The following is an 18,563-nucleotide window of genomic DNA, read 5'->3' on the forward strand; positions in this document are numbered from 1 at the left end:
AACGGGCGCGCGGCAAACGCCGCGTTACGGGCGATTCAGGATGCTCGCGAGCGCCTCATCGAGATCGGGATGCGTGAAGGCGAATCCGGCCGCCTCCAGCCGTTCGGGCAGCACCCACCGGCTCTTGAGAACCAGCTCGGGCTCGGTGCGCAGGACCGCCATCGCGGGCTCGAGCATGAACCGGTAGGAGGGAAGGCCGATAGGCCGTCCGAGCCGGTGCCGCACCTGCCGCATGAACGTGCGGTTGTCGACGGGGTGGGGCGCAGTGATGTTGACGGCGCCCGCGATGTCGTCACGGGCATCCAGGAATCGAAGCGCGGCGATGACGTCGTCGATATGGATCCAGCTGACCATTTGGTGGCCACCGGGGGCGCCGGGCGGCAGGTCGGTTCTGGCGGCGCGACGAGCGGGAGTCGATAGCCAGGGCCCGTCGTGCTGCGGGCCGCCCAGACCGAGGCGGGCCAGCCGGGTGATCGGGGGCAGCGCTCCCCCGCCGGCGCCGAACACGATCGACAGGCGCAGGGCGACGCGCCTCGTCCCGGGAAGATCGCCGTCGAACAGAGCGGACTCCCACGCGGCCGCGACCTGCTCGCTGAAGCGTGTGCCGATCTCACCACCCGATTCGGTCTGCGGCCGATCGGTCGCGTGCCGATAAATCGTGGCGGTCGATGCGTTGAGCCAGAGACGCGGAGCGTGTGTTGCGTTGCGCACCGCGGCGTTCAGCTGCCGCGTCGTGTCGACGCGCGACGACAGGATCTCGGCGCGGTTCTTCGCGGTGTAGCGGCAGTTGACACTGCGACCCGCGAGGTTGATGAGCGTGTCGGCCCCGTCGACGGCCTCAGCCACCGCGGTCTCGTCGCTCCACGCGACGGGACCGCGGCGGCCGATCGTCACGATCTGCCAACCGCGGTCCGCGTAGTCGCGGGCGACCGCGTCGCCGATGAAGCCGGATGCCCCGGCGATCACGACGCGCGGCGTCATCGTCACGTGTCGACTCAGCCGAGCAGGGCGAACGTGAGCGTGTCGAGGCCGACACCGCCGATGTCGAGGGCGCGCTTGTGGAACGCCTTGTCGCTATAGTCGGCCCCCTCGCGCTGCGTGATCTCGGCGCGCAGGTTCTCCCAGATGCGCTGACCGACCTTGTACGACGGGGCCTGGCCCGGCCAGCCGAGGTAGCGGTTCACCTCGAAGTTCACGAAGCCATCGTTCATGTTCACGTTCTTGCGCATGAACGCGAAGGCGTCGTCGCTCGTCCAGACCTGACCCGTCTCGGGGTGGATCTTGCCGAGGTGCACGCCAATGTCGAGCACGACGCGGGCGGCGCGCATGCGCTGGCCGTCCAACATCCCGAGGCGGTCTGCCGGGTCGTCGAGGTAGCCGAGCTCCTCCATGAGGCGCTCGGCGTACAGGGCCCACCCCTCGGCGTGGCCACTCGTACCGGCGAGCAGGCGACGCCACGAGTTCAGCTGCGCGCGGTTGTAGACGGCCTGGCCGATCTGCAGGTGGTGACCCGGAACACCCTCGTGGTACACCGTCGTCGTCTCGCGCCACGTGTCGAACTCGTCGACCCCCTCCGGAATCGACCACCACATGCGGCCCGGGCGAGAGAAGTCGTCGGTCGGGCCGGTGTAGTAGATCGCGCCGCCGGGCGTGGGGGCGATCATGCACTCGAGCTTCTTGACGGGTTCGGGAATCTCAAAGTGCGTGCGCGACAGCTCATCGACGGCCGTGTCGCTCAGCTGCTGCATCCACTCGCGCAGGGCCTCGCGGCCGTGCAGTTTGCGCGTCGGGTCCTTTTCGAGGTGCGCAATGGCCTCCTCGACGCTCGCACCCGGCAGGATCTGGTCGGCAATACGCGTCTGCTCGTCGACCATGCGGCGCAGTTCTTCGATGCCCCACTCGTACGTCTCGTCGAGGTCGATCGTCGCGCCGAGGAAGCGGCGCGATAGCAGCTCGTAGAGCTCGCGACCCACCGGGTCGTCGGCGCGCGCGGCGGGTGCCAGTTCGTTTTCGAGGAAGTCGCCGAACCGACCGTAGGCGTCGGAGGCCTGACGCGCGCCCTCGAGCAGATCTCTCTTTAGGGCGTCGGGCACGTCGGCGCCGGTGGCGAGTTCGTGGAAGAACCCGTCGGCGGACGCGTTGGTGCGCACCTGGGTGAGCACCTCGCGCACCTGGCGCACGGCGGGCGTGTTGCCGTTCGCGATGCCTTCACGCAGCGTCTCGGCGTAGCCGTCAAGCGCGTCGGACACGCGCGTGAGCTTCTTCGCGATCGTCGACCAGTCATCGTCGGTGCCGGTGGGCATGAGGTCGTAGATCTCGCGGATGCCCTGGGCCGGCGACGCGAGGACGTTCAGGTCGCGCGCCTCCCACCCGGCGTCGTCGAGTTCGAGGTCGAGCCGGAGCTCGGCGAGGAGGTCGGTCTTCGTGACACGGTCGGTGTCATCGACCGGGTCGACCGCTTCGAGTTTGCCGATTGTCGCGTTCGCGGCGCCGCGGATGGCGGCGCGGCCGTTCGGCGAGTAGTCCTGGTATCGCTCGAGGTCGCCGTCAGCGCCAATGTAGGTGGCCAGCTCGGGGCTGAAGGCGACGAGGGTGTCAACCCACTCTTCAGCGATGCGGTCGATCTCGGTGGGCGTACGCGCTTCGTGAGCGCCGGTGCTCTCAGTCATGGATTCGAGCCTAGTGCGCGGCCTCGTTCCAGTTCTGGCCCACTCCCACCTGCACGTCCAGCGGTACCGATAGCTCGGCCGCGCCACCCATGCGGGCGCGCACGAGTTCTTCCAGATCGTCGCGCTCGCCGGGAGCGACCTCGAACACGAGCTCATCGTGCACCTGCAGCAGCAGTCGCGACTGCAGTCCACGGTCGCGAAGATCATCGGCCACCCCGAGCATCGCGATTTTGATGATGTCGGCGGCTGTTCCCTGAATGGGAGCGTTGAGCGCAGCGCGCTCAGCGTTCTCGCGCAGCACCCGGTTCGGCGAATTCAGGTCGCCGAACGGCCTGCGGCGGCCGAAGATCGTCTCGGTGTATCCGTCGGCGCGGGCCTGGTCAACGACACTGCGCAGATAGTCACGCACGGCCCCGAAGCGGGCGAAGTAGTCGGTCATCAGCTGCTTCGCCTCAGCCGTCTCGATGCCCAGCTGCTTACTGAGCCCGAACGCGCTCAGGCCGTACGCGAGCCCGTAACTCATGGCCTTGACCTTGGTGCGCATGGTGGGCGTCACCTCGCTGGGCTCGACGCCGAAAATGCGGGCGCCCACGAACCGGTGCAGGTCTTCGCCCGTGCGGAACGCCTCGATCAGCCCCTCATCACCCGACAGGTGCGCCATGATGCGCATCTCAATCTGCGAATAGTCGGCCGTGAGCAGGCCCTCGAAACCGTCCCCCGCGATGAACGCGGCGCGGATGCGGTGGCCCACATCGGTGCGCACCGGGATGTTTTGCAGGTTGGGGTCGGTTGACGACACGCGCCCCGTCGAGGTGCCCGTCTGCTCGTAGGTGGTGTGGATGCGACCGTCATCGCGCACCGCCTTGTCGAGGCTTTCGACGATCTGCCCAAGCTTGGTCGCGTCGCGGTGCTCGAGCAGGATGCCGAGGAAGGGGTGCGGGTGCTTCGCCTGCAGCTCGGCCAGCGCTGCCGCGTCGGTCGAATAGCCGGTCTTCGTTGCGCGGGTCTTCGGCATACCGAGCTCATCGAACAACACCTGCTGCAGCTGCTTGGGCGAGCCGAGGTTCACCTCGCGACCGATTTCGGCAAACGCCCTCTCCGCGAGCCCCGCCGCGGTCTCGGACAGTTCGCGACGCAGGGACTGCAGACCGTCGCGGTCGACGGCGACGCCGATCGCCTCCATGCGGGCCAGTACGGGCGCGAGCGGCACCTCGATGTCGGTGAGCACACGGGTCGACCCCTCGTCGAGACGCTCACGCTGCGCCCGCGCGACCCGCAGCAGGTACCACGCGCTGGTTGCGGCCGGCACGGCCTCGGTGTCGGGCAGCAGCTGGTTGGGGTCGGCCTGCGGCAGGGTCTCGCCGAGCACGCCGTCGACGATCTCGGCGAGGTTTGCGGTGCGCGTGCCGGGGGCACGCAGCCACGCGGCGAGCTTGGCGTCCCATGCGATGCCGGCAACGGGCATCCCGACGGGGTCGAGCAGTGCGGTGAGCTGCTTGGCGTCAGCGACAACCTTGGGGCTGTCGCTCGCCAGCCACTCCTCGAGGGCGGCGTAGTCGGGTCGATGCGCGGCCCAGTTCACCTGCACGGTCTCGCGGTCGTTCGCGAGCCCGATGGCGCGCAGCTCGCCGCCGTCGGACTCAGCGACCACCGCCAACTCGGTCGCGCCGTTCGCCCGCAGCCACGCGGCCAGCTCTTCGTCGACGAGGGTGCGGACAGCGGGGGCGGCATCGCGCGCGGCGGCTCCCACGTCGACTGCCTCCCCCATGTCAGCGCCCTCAGCGGCGGCGATCTTCAGTACGCGCTCGGTCAGCGTGCGGAACTGCAGTCGCTCAAAAATGCTCTTGACTGCGGGCACGTCCATTGGCTTGCGTTCGAGGTCGGTGGGGCCGACCGGCAGTTCGACATCGGTCACGAGACGGTTGAGGCGCCGGTTGCGCTCGGCGCGGTCACGCTGCTCACGCAGGTTATTGCCGACAACGCCCGTGATCTCGTCGGCGTGCTCGAGCAGGGCATCGAGAGAGCCGTACTGGGTGATCCACTTCACGGCCGTCTTCTCACCGACCTTGTCGACGCCCGGAAGGTTGTCGCTCGTCTCGCCCACCAGCGCCGCGATCTCGGGGTACTGCTCGGGGTTGATGCCGTAGCGCTCGCGTACCGCGTCTGGGTCGTAGCGCTTCAGTTCACTCACGCCGCGGGCGTTCGGGTAGAGAAGCGTGACCCGGTCGTTCACCAACTGAATGGTGTCGCGGTCGCCCGACACCACAAGCACGTCAAAGCCCTGCTCAGACCCCTGGCGCGCGAGGGTGGCGAGAATGTCGTCGGCTTCGAAGTCTTCCTTCGTGATGGTGGTGACACTCATCGCCTCCAGCGCCTCCTGCAAGAGCGGCACCTGACCGACGAACTCCGGCGGCGTCTCGCCGCGGGTGCCCTTGTACTCGGGGTACTCCCGAGTGCGGAAAGAGTGTCGGGAGATGTCGAAAGCGACGGCAACGTGGGTCGGCTTCTCTTTCGCGAGCAGCCCCAAGAACATCGAAATGAAGCCGTGGATCGCGTTCGTGTGCTGCCCGTCGCGCGTGACGAAGCTGTCCACGGGGAGGGCGTAGAAGGCCCGAAACGCCAGCGAGTGGCCGTCGACAATGAGCAGAGTAGGCTTTGCGGAGTCCGTCACGCCCGCCAGCCTAACGGCGTGCGCCGACGCGGCCCCGAGACCGCCCGACGCCCGTGAGGAGAACCTGTGACGCGCATCCCCGATGACCTCGACCCGGAGCTCGTTGCCCGCCTCGTGGAAACCGGCGGGGGCGCGCTCACCCGGAAGATGGGCATCGAATTTCTCGAGCTGTCGGCCGAGAAGTCGGTCGCGACGATGCCCGTCGACGGCAACACGCAGGTGATCGGGCTGCTGCACGGCGGCGCCCACGTCGTGCTCGGCGAAAGCCTCGGGTCGATCTCGTCGGCGATCCACGCCGGCCCTGGCCGCTATGCGGTGGGCATCGAGATCAACGCCACCCACTCGCGTTCCGTCACGAGCGGCGTCGTGACCGGCACCTGCACGGCGCTCGTGCTCGGGCGCACGCTTGCCACCCACGAGATTGTCATCCGCGACGAGGAGGGCCGCCGGCTCTCGACGGTGCGCATGACGAACATGCTCCGTGACCGGTAACGGTCGGCATGCGCGGGGCGCGAGCTACTGGTCGTCGTCCTTCTTCGGCGCGTCCTTCTTCGGCGCTAGCTGGTCGATGATCGCCTGAGCGACGGCCTGCATCGTCGTACGACGGTCCATCGACGCCTTCTGAATCCAGCGGAACGCCTCGGGCTCGGTGAGGCCCATGCGCTCGTTGAGCAGCCCCTTGGCGCGGTCGACGAGCTTGCGGGTCTCGAAACGCTCGGCCATGTCAGCGATCTCGGCCTCGAGGGTGATGATCTGCTGGTACCTGCTGAGGGCGATCTCGATCGCAGGAAGCAAGTCATTCTGCGTGAAGGGCTTCACGACGTAGGCGAGAGCGCCGGCCTCGCTGGCCTGCTCGACCAGCTCCTTCTGGCTGAACGCGGTCAGCAGCACGACGGGCGCGATGTGGTTTTCGCTGAGGCGCTTCGCGGCCTCGATGCCGTCGAGCTTCGGCATGCGCACGTCCATCACGACGAGGTCGGGGCGCAGCTCCGTGGCGACCTCGACAGCGGCCTCGCCGTCGCCCACGTCGGCGACGACGTCGTAGCCGTTGTCGCGCAGAATCTCGACGATGTCCATCCGAATCAGCGACTCGTCTTCGGCGACGACGACACGGCGGGGGGCGGTGGTCTGCTGCTCATCACTCACGACGAGAAGCCTACGGTATGGTCACTACGCGAGCATCGATGGGGATGAACGCAAGCCGGCTTGGCGGAATGGTAGACGCGACGCACTCAAAATGCGTTGTCCGAAAGGGCGTGTGGGTTCGAGTCCCACAGCCGGTACTGTGCGGGCGCCGATCACACGGCCTCGTAGCGTGACAGTGGCGCGGGGTCAACCCCGGTGACGCTGACACGCGTGCACGTTTGGCTGGTGGTTCTCGAACGAAGGAGATCACCATGACCACCGCACGTTCCACCAGTTCAGCCCACGATCCCGCGGGCCGTCCCGCCCACGCCGATGAGGGTGTCGCCGTCGGATCGGCATTTCTCGGGTGGCTCACCGCCACGGGTGCCGCTCTTCTGCTCACCGCCTTCGTCGCCGGCATCGGGGCCGCGATCGGGCTCGGCGCAGCAGAGACACCAGAGGAGGCCGTCGACGGAGCGCTCTCTGAGGCAACCACGATCAGCGTCGTGGGGGCAATCATCCTCGCCCTCGCCCTGTTCATTGCCTACGTCGCCGGCGGGTACGTCGCCGGCCGCATGGCCCGCGTCTCCGGTGTGATGCAGGGGTTCGTCGTGTGGCTGTGGGCAGTCGCCTTCACGGTCGTCGTCGGCATACTGGCGGCGATTGGCGGCGCTCAGCTCGACGGCTTTGCCCGCGTGGACGGGTTCCCGCTCTTGGCGCTGACCGGAGCCGAGCTCACGGCGACCAGCATCATCACGATCGTGGTCGTTGCCGCGGTGTCGTTGGGCGGCGCGATTCTCGGCAGCATGGCCGGCACGCGGCATCGTCACACCGGCGACCCCACCGTCGTCGCGTCCTAGAGCGTGCGGGGAGCCGCTACGGCTGGCGGCTCTCCGCGCCGACCCGCTCGAGTACGTCCGCGGCGCGGCGGAGGCCGTCGCGAGCACGAATGGCTTCACCCGCCGCTCGCACGCGCTCGATGTGGGCCGCATCGCTGAGTTGCTCGTCGATCGCGGCCCGCAGCTCGACGGCCGTGAACCCGTAGGTGGGTAGGCGCCGGCCGTAGCCGCACTCGTGCACGCGCTGGGCGTTGTCGTACTGGTCCCAGAAGAGGGGCAGCAGCACCATGGGCTTGCCGAAGTGCATCGCCTCGGTGGTCGTGTTGTTTCCACCGTGGGTGATGACGAGGTCCACGAGCGGCAGGATGCGCGTCTGCGGCAGGAATTCCTCCCCCCAGCAGTTCGCCGGCAATTCGAACTCGTCGTGGCGGGGGCCCTTTGACACGATGACCCGGTACGGGCCGTCCGCGAGAGCATCCAGCACCGACTGCACGAGCGCGATGTCGGCGCTGCCGAGCGAGCCGAGGCTGAAGTAGATCAGCGGGTCATCGCCGTTGCGCAAATGCTCGGGCAGCTCGAAGGCGTCGTCGGTGTCGCGCACCGAGGAGTCGAGTCGCGTCCACGTGTTGGCGGGCGGGCGGGCATCCGTGTAGTCGAGCTCTTCCGGGTAGACGTAGAGATTCGCCACGCCTGAGTGGATGAAATCGAGGTCGCCGAGCGGCGGTGCGCCCTGCGCCTCGACCCAGGCGGCAAAGTCCTCCCACATCGGCCGGTGGGTGCGGTCGTACTCGTCACGGAAGGTCGCCCACTGGTCCGCCTCGTGCTCGCCGAGCCCGGAGAACACGGGAGCGACGCCATCAGCGCGAACCTCCAGCGGGTTGCAGCTGACGATGCGGACGAAGGGTTTCCCCGCCGTGACGAGGGCGGGAAAGCACAGCACGTTGTCTTCGATGATCACGTCGGGTTGCACTCGGCCGATGATGTCGCGCAGCTGCGGTTCGCAGTGCTTCGCACCGTCGATCAATTCTTGCCAGATGGGGGCAACGACCGTCTCGAGTTGTTCGATCGTGTCTTTGCGGAACTCTGGCTTGATCGCGTTGATGTAGTCCTTCCAGAACTGTCCCGCTGACTGCTCGGCCGCATCCCCCTCGGGCGGTGGCGCGAGGTCGACGAGATCCTCCTCGAAGCCGAGCGGCGCGAGTTTGCCCGCCCAGGACGCCTCGGCGGCGAAGACGACGCGGTGGCCCCGCTTCACGAGCTCGGCGCCGATGCCGACGCAGTTGTTGGTCGGGCCGTAGGCGCTCTCGGGCATGAACAGGAACGTCAACGGTGCGGTCATCAGCGCGGCCCTCCTCGTCTCGCGCAGCACCGTCGCCGCGCGCTTCTCCCCCATCCTCACACTACGAACGGGCATCTGGCAGTGCCAGGATGGGGACCATGTCGATGCCGCCGAGCCCCGCCCCCGGCGGCGTCGCCCTCGGCGCCGGGCGCATCGAATGGGATGCTCGCGGCCACGTCCAAATCGCCGGACCGGCGGGCGAGGCGGTCGCCTCCGACGGGGTCGCGGCGGCCCTCGCCGCGCTCGCAGTGACGGGCGGCACGGCCGGTCCGCTCATGGGACGCCCCACGACGCATGCGCATCCGGCACCCAGCGACGTCGAGGAGCCGTTCGCTGCCGATGTCGACATGACGAGCTGGGGCCTCATTGTGGGCGACACGCACATCGTGAAGGTGCCGCGACGCCTGGGGGCGGCCGATCGAGGTGCCCGATTGCAGCTGCTGGTTGCCGAGCGCGCCCCCGGGCTCGTTCCGGCCGTGATCGGAACCGTCGAACACGCCGACTCGGGTTCCGTCGTCGCGCTCGTGACGGCGCGCGTGCCCGACGCGAGCGATGGCTGGACATGGGCGGTCGAAGACCTCACCGCACACCTCGACGGCGGCGCCGACCCCGACTTCCCGCAGCAACTGGGCGAACTGACCGCCCAGCTGCACGCGGCGCTCGCCGACGCTGATCTCGGAGTTCGCCGCCCCACGAACGATTCAGACGGCAGCGAGGTCGCGCGACGCGGCGCAGACGAACGCGCCGCCGCCCAGTCTGCCCTCGACGACGTGCTCAGCCACGGTGCGGGCGACGACGCGCGTCCCGGGGCGAGTCGGCGTCTTGCCGCGCGGGCAGAGGCTCTCCGCACCCTATTCTCGGCCCTCCCCGACCCCGCAGCGCCCACCATTGCGCTGCACGGCGACCTTCACGTCGGGCAGGTTCTGCGGGGCGCGGACGGCCAGCTGGTCGTCATCGACTTCGACGGCGACCCGCAGCATCCCGACGACGACGCTCTCGGAGACGCGGCGATCGACGTCGCGCACCTGCAGGTATCGCTCGACCTCGTCGGTGCCATCGTGGCGAAGCGGCGGGGCGGTGACGTCCCCCGCATCGCCGAGTGGTGCCTCTCCGCCCAGCAGCGACTGCTCGACGCGTACCGTGCGGTCGCCCCCACGCGTGACGGACGCGCCCTGCTTGACCTGCGGCGCCTGCCTGGCCTGCGCGCCGCACAGCTCGTGCGGGAGCTGCGCTACGCCCGCGCCTTCCTGCCCCGCTGGGCGTACGCCGCCGACTGGGCGCTCACGCACCGCGTCCCCGCCGACCCCGACCTGGAGGATCCCCCGTGGACACCGCCCGCTTCGCCGACGACCTAGCCGCCATCCCCGCGTCGTTCGCGACCCTCGCCGACGCACTCGCGCATGCCGACGATGGCGCGGCGCTGCTCGAGCGTCTCGCCCCATCCCGCGTGCTCATCCTCGGCATGGGCTCGAGTCGCTACGCCGCCGGCCGTGTCGCCCGCGCCGCGCGCGCCCGCGGACAGCACGTCGTCGACGAGCTCGCCAGCACCGACGAGTTGCCAGCCCCCGCCGACGACCTGGCCGTCGTCGCGATTTCGGCGACCGGCGGCAGCGCCGAGGTGCTGCACGCCGTCGAACGGTACCGGGGCACCGGCCGACTCGTCGCCGTCACGAACCGCCCCGAGTCGGCGCTCGCCGAGGCGGCCGACGCGGTGAGCCTCCTGCACGCCGGCGTCGAAGAGAGCGGCGTGGCGTGCCGCACCTACCGGCACACGCACGTCGTCCTCGAACGCCTCCTCACCCTCGCCGCCGCCGACACCGTGCGGGCTGAGCTTGAGCGCGCCGCAGCCGCCACCGAGGCGCTGTTCGACAGCCGCGACGCGTGGCTGGACCCCCTCGCGGAACTGCTGCTCTCCCCCGCCGGAACCCACGTGCTGGCGCCCGCCGAGAGACTGTGTTCGGCCCAGCAGTCGGCACTCATGGTGCGGGAACTGCCCCGGCGGCTCGCGGTGGCGTGTGAGACGGGCGACTGGGCGCACGTCGACCTGTACACGGCGCGCACGCACGACTACCGGGCGGCGGTCTTCCCCGGCTCGTGCTGGGATGCGCAGGCTGGTGACTGGCTCACCCGCCGCGGAGCGCGCTACGCCGCGATCGGCGGCCCGCTCGACGGAGCCGAGCTCGTCGTGCGGTTCCCCGGAGACGAGGATGCGCGCATCCGGCCGCTCACGGAGCTGCTGCCGCTGGAACTCGTCGCCGACCGGTGGCGTGCCGCCGACCCGGAGTTCGCCTTCTCAGGGCGCCCCGGGCCGGCGTAATCCGGCTCGCTCTACTCGACGCTCGCGCCGGCCAGCCACGCCGGCAGCTCGGTGCCGATCGTGTCACCCACCGTGTGAACGCGGATGTCGTTGGTGCCGCCGGGAACTCCGGGAGGGGACCCCGAGATCACGACGACCTTGTCGCCCTTAGCCGCGAGCCCGTTGCCGAGCAGGGCCTCGTCGACCTGGCGATACATCGCGTCAGTGTGGGTGACGCGCTTCACGAGGAACGACTCAATGCCCCACGTCAGCGCCATGCGACGCTGGATGGCCGCGTCGGGCGTGAACGCCTTCATGGGGATGCGGAAACGCAGGCGGCTCATGCGGCGAGCCGAGTCACCCGACTCGGTGAAGACGCACACGTACTTTGCCTCAACGAAGTCGGCCACCTCGGCGGCGGCGAGCGTGATCGCCCCACCCTGGGTGCGCGGCTTCGTGCCGAGCGGCGGGATGCGCTCGAGGCCGTGCTCCTCCGTCGAATCGACGATGCGAGCCATGGTCGACACGGTGATGACCGGGAACTCGCCGACGCTCGTCTCACCCGACAGCATGACCGCGTCGGCGCCGTCGAGCACCGCGTTTGCGACGTCGGAGGTCTCGGCGCGCGTCGGAATGGGGCTCGAGATCATCGACTCGAGCATCTGGGTGGCCACGATGACCGGCTTCGCCATGCGGCGGGCGAGCTCGACGGCGCGCTTCTGCACGATCGGCACCGCCTCGAGCGGCAACTCGACCCCGAGGTCACCGCGGGCGACCATGATGCCGTCGAAGGCGTCGACAATGCCCTCGAGCGCGTCGACCGCCTGGGGCTTCTCGATCTTCGCGATGACGGGGATGCGGCGCCCCTCCTCGCTCATGATCTCGTGCACGCGGGTGATGTCGTCGGCGTTGCGGACGAACGACAGGGCGATGTAGTCGGCGCCGAGTTTCAAGCCCCACCGCAGATCGTCTTCGTCCTTCTCCGAGAGCGCGGGAACGTTGACCGCGACGCCGGGCAGGTTGATGCCCTTGTTGTTCGAGACCGGGCCGGCCACGACAACCTCGGTGCGCACGCGCACCCCGTCGGTGTCGAGCACGCGCACCTTAACCTTGCCGTCGTCGATGAGCAGGAAGTCGCCCGGCTTCACGTCGGCGGGCAGACCCTTGAACGTGGTGCCGACGAGCTCTTTCGTGCCCTCGACCTCCTCCGTGGTGATCGTGAAGATGTCACCCTCAGCGAGTTCGTGGGGACCGTCGGCGAACTTGCCGAGACGGATCTTCGGACCCTGGAGGTCGACGAGCACGGCCACGGGGCGGCCCGCGTCGGCGGCGGCCTGACGGACGTTGCCGTACACCTCTTCGTGCACGGCGTGCGTCCCGTGGCTGAGGTTCATGCGGGCGACGTCGACGCCGGCCTCGATGATGGCGCGAATGTTCTCGTAGCTCGACGTCGCCGGCCCGAGGGTCGCGACGATCTTTGCTCGTCTCATGGGGTCCTTCAGTGAGTTGGGGTGGTGGTAGACACGGCGGCGAGCCGCCATGGAGTCAGACCGCGATGGGGCGGTCTGTCGCCCGCACGGGTGCGGGAAGATCGGTGGTGCCCTGCAGGTAGCGGTCGATCTCGGCGGCCGCCGCCCGGCCCTCCGCGATCGCCCACACGATGAGCGACGCGCCGCGTCCCGCGTCGCCTGCGACGAAGACGCCCGGCTCGACCGTCGTGTAGTCGGCGTCCCGGCGGATCGTGCCGCGCGCATCCACGGGCAGCGGGAACTGCTCCGTGAGCGTCGCGGTCTCGGCGCCCGTGAAGCCGAGCGACAGCAGAACGAGGTCGGCCGGCAGCTCGCGCTCGGTGCCCGGCTTCGGCACGCGGTGACCGTCAACGAAGTCGGTCTCGGCCACGACGACGGCGCGCACCTCGCCCGCGTCGTTCGTGAGGAACTCGACGGTCGAGGCCAGGTACATGCGCTCGCCGCCCTCCTCGTGGGCCGACTGCACCTCGAACAGCGTCGGCTGCATGGGCCACGGCTGGTTCTCGGGGCGCTCGCTCGGCGGTTGCACGCCGATGGCGAGATTCGTCACGCTGAGCGCGCCCTGGCGGTGGGCGGTGCCGATGCAGTCCGCACCGGTGTCACCACCGCCGAGCACGATGACGTGCTTACCCTCGGCCGTGATCTGCTCGGCGACGGTGTCGCCGGCCTGCACACGGTTGGCCTGCGTGAGGTATTCCATAGCAAAGTGCACGCCGAGCGCGTCGCGGCCCGGGATGGGAAGGTCCCGCGGAAGCGGCGCGCCCGTGGCGACGAGCACCGCATCGTAGCGGCGCCGCAGCTCAGCCCAGGTGATGTCGACGCCGATCTCGACGCCGGCGCGGAAGCGTGTGCCCTCGGCCTGCATCTGCGTGAGGCGCTGGTCGAGGTGGCGCTTCTCCATCTTGAAGTCCGGGATGCCGTAGCGCAGCAATCCGCCGATGCGATCGTCCTTCTCGAACACGGCGACCGTGTGCCCGGCGCGCGTGAGCTGCTGGGCGGCGGCGAGCCCCGCTGGGCCGCTTCCGACGACGGCGACGGTCTTGCCGGTGAGTCGCTCGGGCGGAGCGGGCTGCACCCAGCCGTTGTTCCAGGCGTTCTCGATGATTGACGCCTCGACCTGCTTGATCGTCACGGCCGGCTGGTTGATCGCGAGCACACACGACGACTCACACGGCGCCGGGCAGAGCTTGCCGGTGAACTCCGGGAAGTTGTTCGTCGCGTGCAGGCGCTCGATCGCCTGACGCCCCTCGCCGCGCCACGTCAAGTCGTTCCACTCGGGGATGAGGTTGCCGAGCGGGCACCCCTGGTGGCAGAACGGGATGCCGCAGTCCATGCAGCGGCCCGCCTGGCGGCGCAGCTGCCCGGGGTCCCCCTGCTCGTAGACCTCTTTCCAGTCCATGAGCCGGATCGGCACGGGACGCCGCGGCGGGAGCTCCCGCTCGGGCACGTTCAGGAATCCGCGGGGGTCAGCCACCGGTCACCTCCAGGATGCGGCCCCACACGATGTCCCCATCGGGGTCGAGGCCTTCGTCGAGCGCCGTCTGGCGCGTAGCCAGGACGGCGGCGTAGTCGCGGGGCAGCACCTTCACGAAACGGTCAAGCGCGGCGTCGCCGTCCGCGAGCAAACGCTGAGCCAGCGCCGACTCGGTCTCGTCGTGGTGCTTCTTCAACAGCTCGGTCACGAGTGCGCGGTCGTCGTCGTCGAGCGCGCCGAGCGTCAACTCGCCGCTCGTCAGGCTGTCGCGGTTCACCCGGTCGTCCGTCAGGTCAAGCACGTATGCCGTGCCGCCCGACATACCCGCGCCGAGGTTGCGGCCGGTCTCGCCGAGAATGACGGCGACACCGCCCGTCATGTACTCGAGCGCGTGGTCACCCACGCCCTCGACAACGGCCGTCGCCCCCGAGTTGCGGACCAGGAAGCGCTCGCCGACGATTCCGCGAATAAACAGCTCGCCGCTCGTCGCGCCGTAACCGATCACGTTGCCCGCGATCACGTTGCGTTCGGCGTGGAAGACCGCCTCCCGAGCGGGACGCACGATGACACGGCCGCCCGACAGCCCCTTGCCGACATAGTCGTTGCTGTCGCCGTACAGGCGCAGGGTGATGCCGCGCGGCATGAACGCGCCGAGGCTCTGGCCGGCCGAGCCGGTGAGGGTCACGTCGATCGTGTCGGGGGCGAGCCCCTGCTCGCCGTAGCGTGCCGTCACGGCGTTGCCGAGCATCGTGCCGACGGCGCGCTCGGTGTTGCGCACCGGCAGGTCGATGCGCACCGGCTGGCCGTGCTCGAGGGCATCGGTCGACAGGCGAATCAACTGGTTGTCGAAGTGTTCATCGAGCTCATGATCTTGCCCCACTCGGCGCGTGCGCGCCGCGTCGGCCGGGAACACGGGGCCCGAGAGGATCGGGGTGAGATCGAGTCCGTCGGCCTTCCAGTGCCGTACGGCGCGGTCGACGTCGAGCAGTTCAGCGTGCCCGATGGCCTCTTCGAGGCTGCGGAAGCCGAGTTGAGCGAGGTACTCACGCACCTCCTGAGCCAAGAACTCGAAGAAGTTGATGACGAACTCAGGGCTCCCCGTGAACCGCTTGCGCAGTTCAGGGTTCTGTGTCGCGACGCCGACGGGACACGTGTCGAGGTGGCAGACCCGCATCAGGATGCACCCGGAGACCACCATGGGAGCGGTCGCGAAGCCGTATTCCTCGGCTCCGAGCAGCGCCGCGATGATCACGTCGCGCCCGGTCTTCATCTGGCCATCGACCTGCACCGTGACGCGCTCACGCAGTTGGTTCAGCATGAGGGTCTGCTGCGCCTCGGCGAGGCCGATCTCCCAGGGCGTGCCCGCGTGCTTGAGGGAATTGAGGGGGCTGGCGCCCGTTCCCCCGTCATGGCCCGAGATCAGGATCACGTCGCTCTTCGCCTTCGCGACCCCGGCGGCGACCGCACCGATGCCCGACTCGCTAACGAGTTTCACGTGGATGCGCGCCTTCGGGTTCGACCGCTTCAGGTCGAAGATCAGCTGCTTGAGGTCTTCGATCGAGTAGATGTCGTGGTGCGGGGGCGGCGAGATGAGGCCGACACCGGGGGTGCCGTGGCGCAGGCGCGCGATCCACGGGTACACCTTGTTGGCCGGGAGCTGGCCGCCCTCGCCGGGCTTTGCCCCCTGCGCCATCTTGATCTGGATGTCGTCGGCGTTCGTGAGGTACATGCTCGTCACGCCGAAGCGGCCAGAGGCGACCTGCTTGATCGCGCTGCGACGCTCGGGGTCGAGCAGACGCTCGACGTCTTCGCCGCCCTCGCCCGTGTTGCTGCGGCCGCCGATGCGGTTCATCGCGATGGCGAGGGTCTCGTGCATCTCGGGGCTGATGGCGCCCATGCTCATCGCGCCGGTCGTGAAGCGCCTGACGATCGACTCGATCGGCTCGACTTCGTCGAGCGGCACGGGTGCGCGCAGTCCGTCTGTGAAGCGGAACAGCCCGCGCAGCGTCATGAGCTTCTCGGCCTGCTCATCCACGGCCTTCGTGTACTCGCGGAAGATGTCGTAGCGGCCGGCCTTCGTCGCGTGCTGCAGCTTGAAGACCGTTTCGGGGTTGAACAGGTGAGGAGGACCCTCGCGACGCCACTGGTACTCGCCACCGCTCGGCAGCCGCTCGTGCGGGTTCGACGGCGAGGAAGCCGGGTAGGCCAGGGCGTGCCGACGTGCGTTCTCTTCGGCGATCGTGTCGATGCCGACGCCGCCGAGGATGCTCGTCGTCCCGGTGAAGTAGCGGTCGACGAACTCTTGGCTGAGCCCGACGGCCTCAAAGGCCTGAGCTCCGGCGTACGAACCGACCGTCGAGATGCCCATCTTCGACATGATCTTCAGCACGCCCTTGCCGAGCGCCTTGATGACGTTCGCCACGGCCTTCTCGGGAGTGATGCCGGTGATCATGCCGCTGCGGACCAGGTTCTCGACCGTCTCCATCGCGAGGTACGGGTTGATGGCCGAGGCGCCGTAGCCGATCAGGAGCGCGACGTGGTGCACCTCGCGCACGTCGCCGGTCTCGACGATAAGGCCCACGCGCATCCGCTTCTCGGTGCGGATGAGGTGGTGGTGAACGGCGGCAAGCATCAGCAGCGACGGCACCGGCGCGAGGTCGGCCGTCGAATCGCGGTCGCTCAAGACGATGAACTCGGCGCCGTCCTCGATCGCTTCATCGACCTCGTCGCACATCGCTTGGATGCGCTTTTCAAGCGCGCGGGGCCCCTTGTCGACGCGGTACAGCCCCTTGATCGTGGTCGTGAGGGCGCTGCCGGGTCGCGGGTCGATGTGCTGGATCTTCGCCAGCTCGTCGTTGTCGATGACGGGGAAGTCGAGGGTGACCTGCCGCGCATGGCGCGGCGTGGCGGCCAGGAGGTTACGCTCGGGCCCGAGGCCGAGCGCCATCGACGTGACAACCTCCTCGCGGATCGAGTCGAGCGGCGGGTTCGTCACCTGGGCGAACTGCTGGGTGAAGTAGTCGAACAGCAGGCGCGGGCGGTCGCTCAACACCGCGATGGGGGTGTCGGAGCCCATCGCGCCGAGCGGCTCGGCGCCCGCCTTCGCCATCGGCGCGAGCAGAACCCGCACCTCTTCCTCCGTGTACCCGAAGGTGCGCTGGCGACGCGTGATCGAGGCCGGGGTGTGCACGATGTGCTCACGCTCGGGCAGTTGGGAGAGAGCGATGCGGTTGCCCGCGAGCCACTCACCCCACGGCTCGAGCTCGGCGAGCTCACGCTTGATCTCGTCGTCTTCGATGATGCGGCCCTCGGCCGTGTCGACGAGGAACATGGCGCCCGGGCGCAGACGGCCCTTGCGGACGACGCGAGCGGGGTCGATGTCGAGCACACCGATCTCGCTGGCCAGCACGACCAGGCCGTCGTCGGTGACGAGGAAGCGTCCGGGGCGCAGGCCGTTGCGGTCGAGTGTCGCGCCCACCAGCGAGCCGTCCGTGAACGACAGGGCGGCGGGCCCGTCCCACGGCTCCATGAGCATCGAGTGGTACTCGTAGAAGTCGCGCAGTTTCTTGTCGAGACCCGTCTGGTTCTCCCACGCCTCGGGGATCATCATCATGATCGCGTGCGGCACACTACGACCCCCGAGGCTCAAGAGCTCGACGACCTCGTCGAAGGAGGCCGAGTCGCTCGCGCCGGGCGTCACGATGGGGAACACGTCGCGGAGGTCGCCGAGCAGGTCGCTGACCAGCTGGGACTGGCGGGCGCGCATCCAGTTGCGGTTTCCCTGCACCGTGTTGATCTCGCCGTTGTGCGCGATCATGCGGAACGGCTGGGCGAGGGGCCACGACGGGAAGGTGTTCGTCGAGTAGCGCGAGTGCACGAGCGCGAGCTTCGACGCGAAGCGCTCATCGCTCAGGTCGGGGTAGAACGGCTCCAGCTGGAGGGTGGTGACCATGCCCTTGTAGGTGATGGTGCGGCAGCTCAACGACGGGAAGTAGGCGCCCAGCTCGCGCTCGGCGCGCTTGCGCGTGCGGAAGGTCTGACGGTCGAGCGCGATGCCGGACAGCGGCGCCCCGGTCGCGTCGGCTCGGCCAGAGGCCAGGAAGAGCTGCTCAATCACGGGCATGGCCTCGCGGGCGAGCGCTCCGACCTGGCTCGGGTCCACCGGCACCTCGCGCCAGCCCAGCACCGTCAGGCCCTCTTCGGCGGCGATCGCCTCGATGCCGGACTTTTCGCGCGCGCGCTCGGCGGCGTCGGTCGGAAGGAAGGCGGCGCCGACCGCGTACGCGCCCGCCTCGGGCAGCGTGAAGGGGACGACCGCGCGGAAGAACGCGTCGGGGATCTGCGTCAGGATGCCGGCGCCGTCACCGGTGCCCGCGTCCGAGCCGACGGCACCGCGGTGCTCGAGATTGCGCAGTGCGTCGAGCGCGTTCTGAATGATGTCGTGACCGGCGGTTCCGCGCAGGGTCGCCACCATGGCGAGCCCGCAGGCATCGCGTTCGCGCTCGGGGTCGTAGGCACCCTGCTTCTCGGGGATGCTCGAAAATCGGCGATACGGGCTGTGAGTCATGCGCGGACCGTCCTCACATGGGTTGGTGCTGAGGTGCGGGACGTCGCTGGCCCA

The 18,563-nt window shown here is 69.0% G+C and carries 12 protein-coding genes and 1 tRNA gene; 5 read left to right on the top strand and 8 right to left on the bottom strand.

Translation table 11 applies throughout. The annotated features are described in order from the left end of the window. Positions 1 to 24: 24 nt before the first annotated feature. The 3 genes from EV140_RS01875 to polA are packed head-to-tail and all read right to left on the bottom strand — an operon-like array spanning position 25 to position 5,340. On the bottom strand, positions 25 to 981 hold the full coding sequence (locus tag EV140_RS01875; RefSeq protein WP_130281028.1) for an epimerase: 957 nt from the start codon (positions 979 to 981) through the stop codon (positions 25 to 27). 14 nt (positions 982 to 995) lie between these two features. Then, on the bottom strand, positions 996 to 2,669 hold the full coding sequence (locus EV140_RS01880; protein ID WP_130280498.1) for a DUF885 domain-containing protein: 1,674 nt from the start codon (positions 2,667 to 2,669) through the stop codon (positions 996 to 998). A 10-nt stretch (positions 2,670 to 2,679) separates the two neighbouring features. Next, the gene (gene polA / locus EV140_RS01885) at positions 2,680 to 5,340 is read right to left on the bottom strand and encodes a DNA polymerase I (protein ID WP_130280500.1); all 2,661 of its coding nucleotides are present in this window, start codon (positions 5,338 to 5,340) and stop codon (positions 2,680 to 2,682) included. Between the two features lie 66 nt (positions 5,341 to 5,406). On the opposite strand from polA, the gene EV140_RS01890 reads away from it, so the two are divergent. Next, entirely contained in the window at positions 5,407 to 5,832 is a 426-nt protein-coding gene (locus EV140_RS01890) for a hotdog fold thioesterase (protein ID WP_241971246.1), read from the top strand. A gap of 24 nt (positions 5,833 to 5,856) precedes the next feature. Here EV140_RS01890 and EV140_RS01895 read toward each other — a convergent pair whose 3' ends face one another. After that, on the bottom strand, positions 5,857 to 6,486 hold the full coding sequence (locus EV140_RS01895) for an ANTAR domain-containing response regulator (RefSeq protein ID WP_096421404.1): 630 nt from the start codon (positions 6,484 to 6,486) through the stop codon (positions 5,857 to 5,859). Positions 6,487 to 6,540: 54 nt separating this feature from the next. Here EV140_RS01895 and EV140_RS01900 point away from each other — a divergent pair. Together EV140_RS01900 and EV140_RS01905 are read left to right on the top strand one after the other, a co-directional pair. Further along, positions 6,541 to 6,623 (top strand) — tRNA-Leu (locus EV140_RS01900). 114 nt (positions 6,624 to 6,737) lie between these two features. Next, positions 6,738 to 7,325, top strand: a complete 588-nt coding sequence (locus EV140_RS01905; RefSeq protein ID WP_130280502.1) for a hypothetical protein — start codon at positions 6,738 to 6,740, stop codon at positions 7,323 to 7,325. Between the two features lie 16 nt (positions 7,326 to 7,341). Here the strand turns inward: EV140_RS01905 and EV140_RS01910 are convergent, their stop codons facing one another. Then, positions 7,342 to 8,697 (bottom strand): glycosyltransferase, encoded by a 1,356-nt coding sequence (locus EV140_RS01910; protein ID WP_241971247.1) that lies wholly within the window; start codon positions 8,695 to 8,697, stop codon positions 7,342 to 7,344. A gap of 44 nt (positions 8,698 to 8,741) precedes the next feature. On the opposite strand from EV140_RS01910, the gene EV140_RS01915 reads away from it, so the two are divergent. Together EV140_RS01915 and EV140_RS01920 are read left to right on the top strand one after the other, a co-directional pair. Next, on the top strand, positions 8,742 to 9,998 hold the full coding sequence (locus EV140_RS01915; RefSeq protein ID WP_130280506.1) for a phosphotransferase: 1,257 nt from the start codon (positions 8,742 to 8,744) through the stop codon (positions 9,996 to 9,998). After that, positions 9,968 to 10,960, top strand: coding sequence for an SIS domain-containing protein (locus EV140_RS01920; RefSeq protein ID WP_130280508.1), 993 nt, complete (start codon positions 9,968 to 9,970; stop codon positions 10,958 to 10,960). Before EV140_RS01915 ends, EV140_RS01920 begins: the two co-directional genes overlap by 31 nt. A gap of 11 nt (positions 10,961 to 10,971) precedes the next feature. On the opposite strand, the gene pyk is transcribed toward EV140_RS01920, so the two are convergent. The 3 genes from pyk to gltB are packed head-to-tail and all read right to left on the bottom strand — an operon-like array spanning position 10,972 to position 18,509. After that, positions 10,972 to 12,429 carry a pyruvate kinase gene (gene pyk, locus EV140_RS01925; protein WP_130280510.1) on the bottom strand — a complete coding sequence of 486 codons (1,458 nt, stop codon included), beginning with the start codon at positions 12,427 to 12,429 and terminating at the stop codon, positions 10,972 to 10,974. Positions 12,430 to 12,484: 55 nt separating this feature from the next. Beyond that, the gene (locus tag EV140_RS01930) at positions 12,485 to 13,942 is read right to left on the bottom strand and encodes a glutamate synthase subunit beta (RefSeq protein WP_130280512.1); all 1,458 of its coding nucleotides are present in this window, start codon (positions 13,940 to 13,942) and stop codon (positions 12,485 to 12,487) included. Next, entirely contained in the window at positions 13,935 to 18,509 is a 4,575-nt protein-coding gene (gene gltB / locus EV140_RS01935) for a glutamate synthase large subunit (protein WP_130280514.1), read from the bottom strand. Before gltB ends, EV140_RS01930 begins: the two co-directional genes overlap by 8 nt. Positions 18,510 to 18,563 lie beyond the last annotated feature (54 nt).

It is taken from the genome of Microcella alkaliphila (assembly GCF_004216855.1).
GTDB lineage: Bacteria > Actinomycetota > Actinomycetes > Actinomycetales > Microbacteriaceae > Microcella > Microcella alkaliphila.

Coding starts and splice junctions, on each gene's coding strand:
- EV140_RS01875 (WP_130281028.1), bottom strand. CDS start 981: ATGACGCCGCGCGTCGTGATCGCCGGGGCATCCGGCTTCATCGGCGAC.
- EV140_RS01880 (WP_130280498.1), bottom strand. CDS start 2,669: ATGACTGAGAGCACCGGCGCTCACGAAGCGCGTACGCCCACCGAGATC.
- EV140_RS01905 (WP_130280502.1), top strand. CDS start 6,738: ATGACCACCGCACGTTCCACCAGTTCAGCCCACGATCCCGCGGGCCGT.
- EV140_RS01910 (WP_241971247.1), bottom strand. CDS start 8,697: ATGGGGGAGAAGCGCGCGGCGACGGTGCTGCGCGAGACGAGGAGGGCC.
- EV140_RS01915 (WP_130280506.1), top strand. CDS start 8,742: ATGTCGATGCCGCCGAGCCCCGCCCCCGGCGGCGTCGCCCTCGGCGCC.
- pyk (WP_130280510.1), bottom strand. CDS start 12,429: ATGAGACGAGCAAAGATCGTCGCGACCCTCGGGCCGGCGACGTCGAGC.
- gltB (WP_130280514.1), bottom strand. CDS start 18,509: ATGACTCACAGCCCGTATCGCCGATTTTCGAGCATCCCCGAGAAGCAG.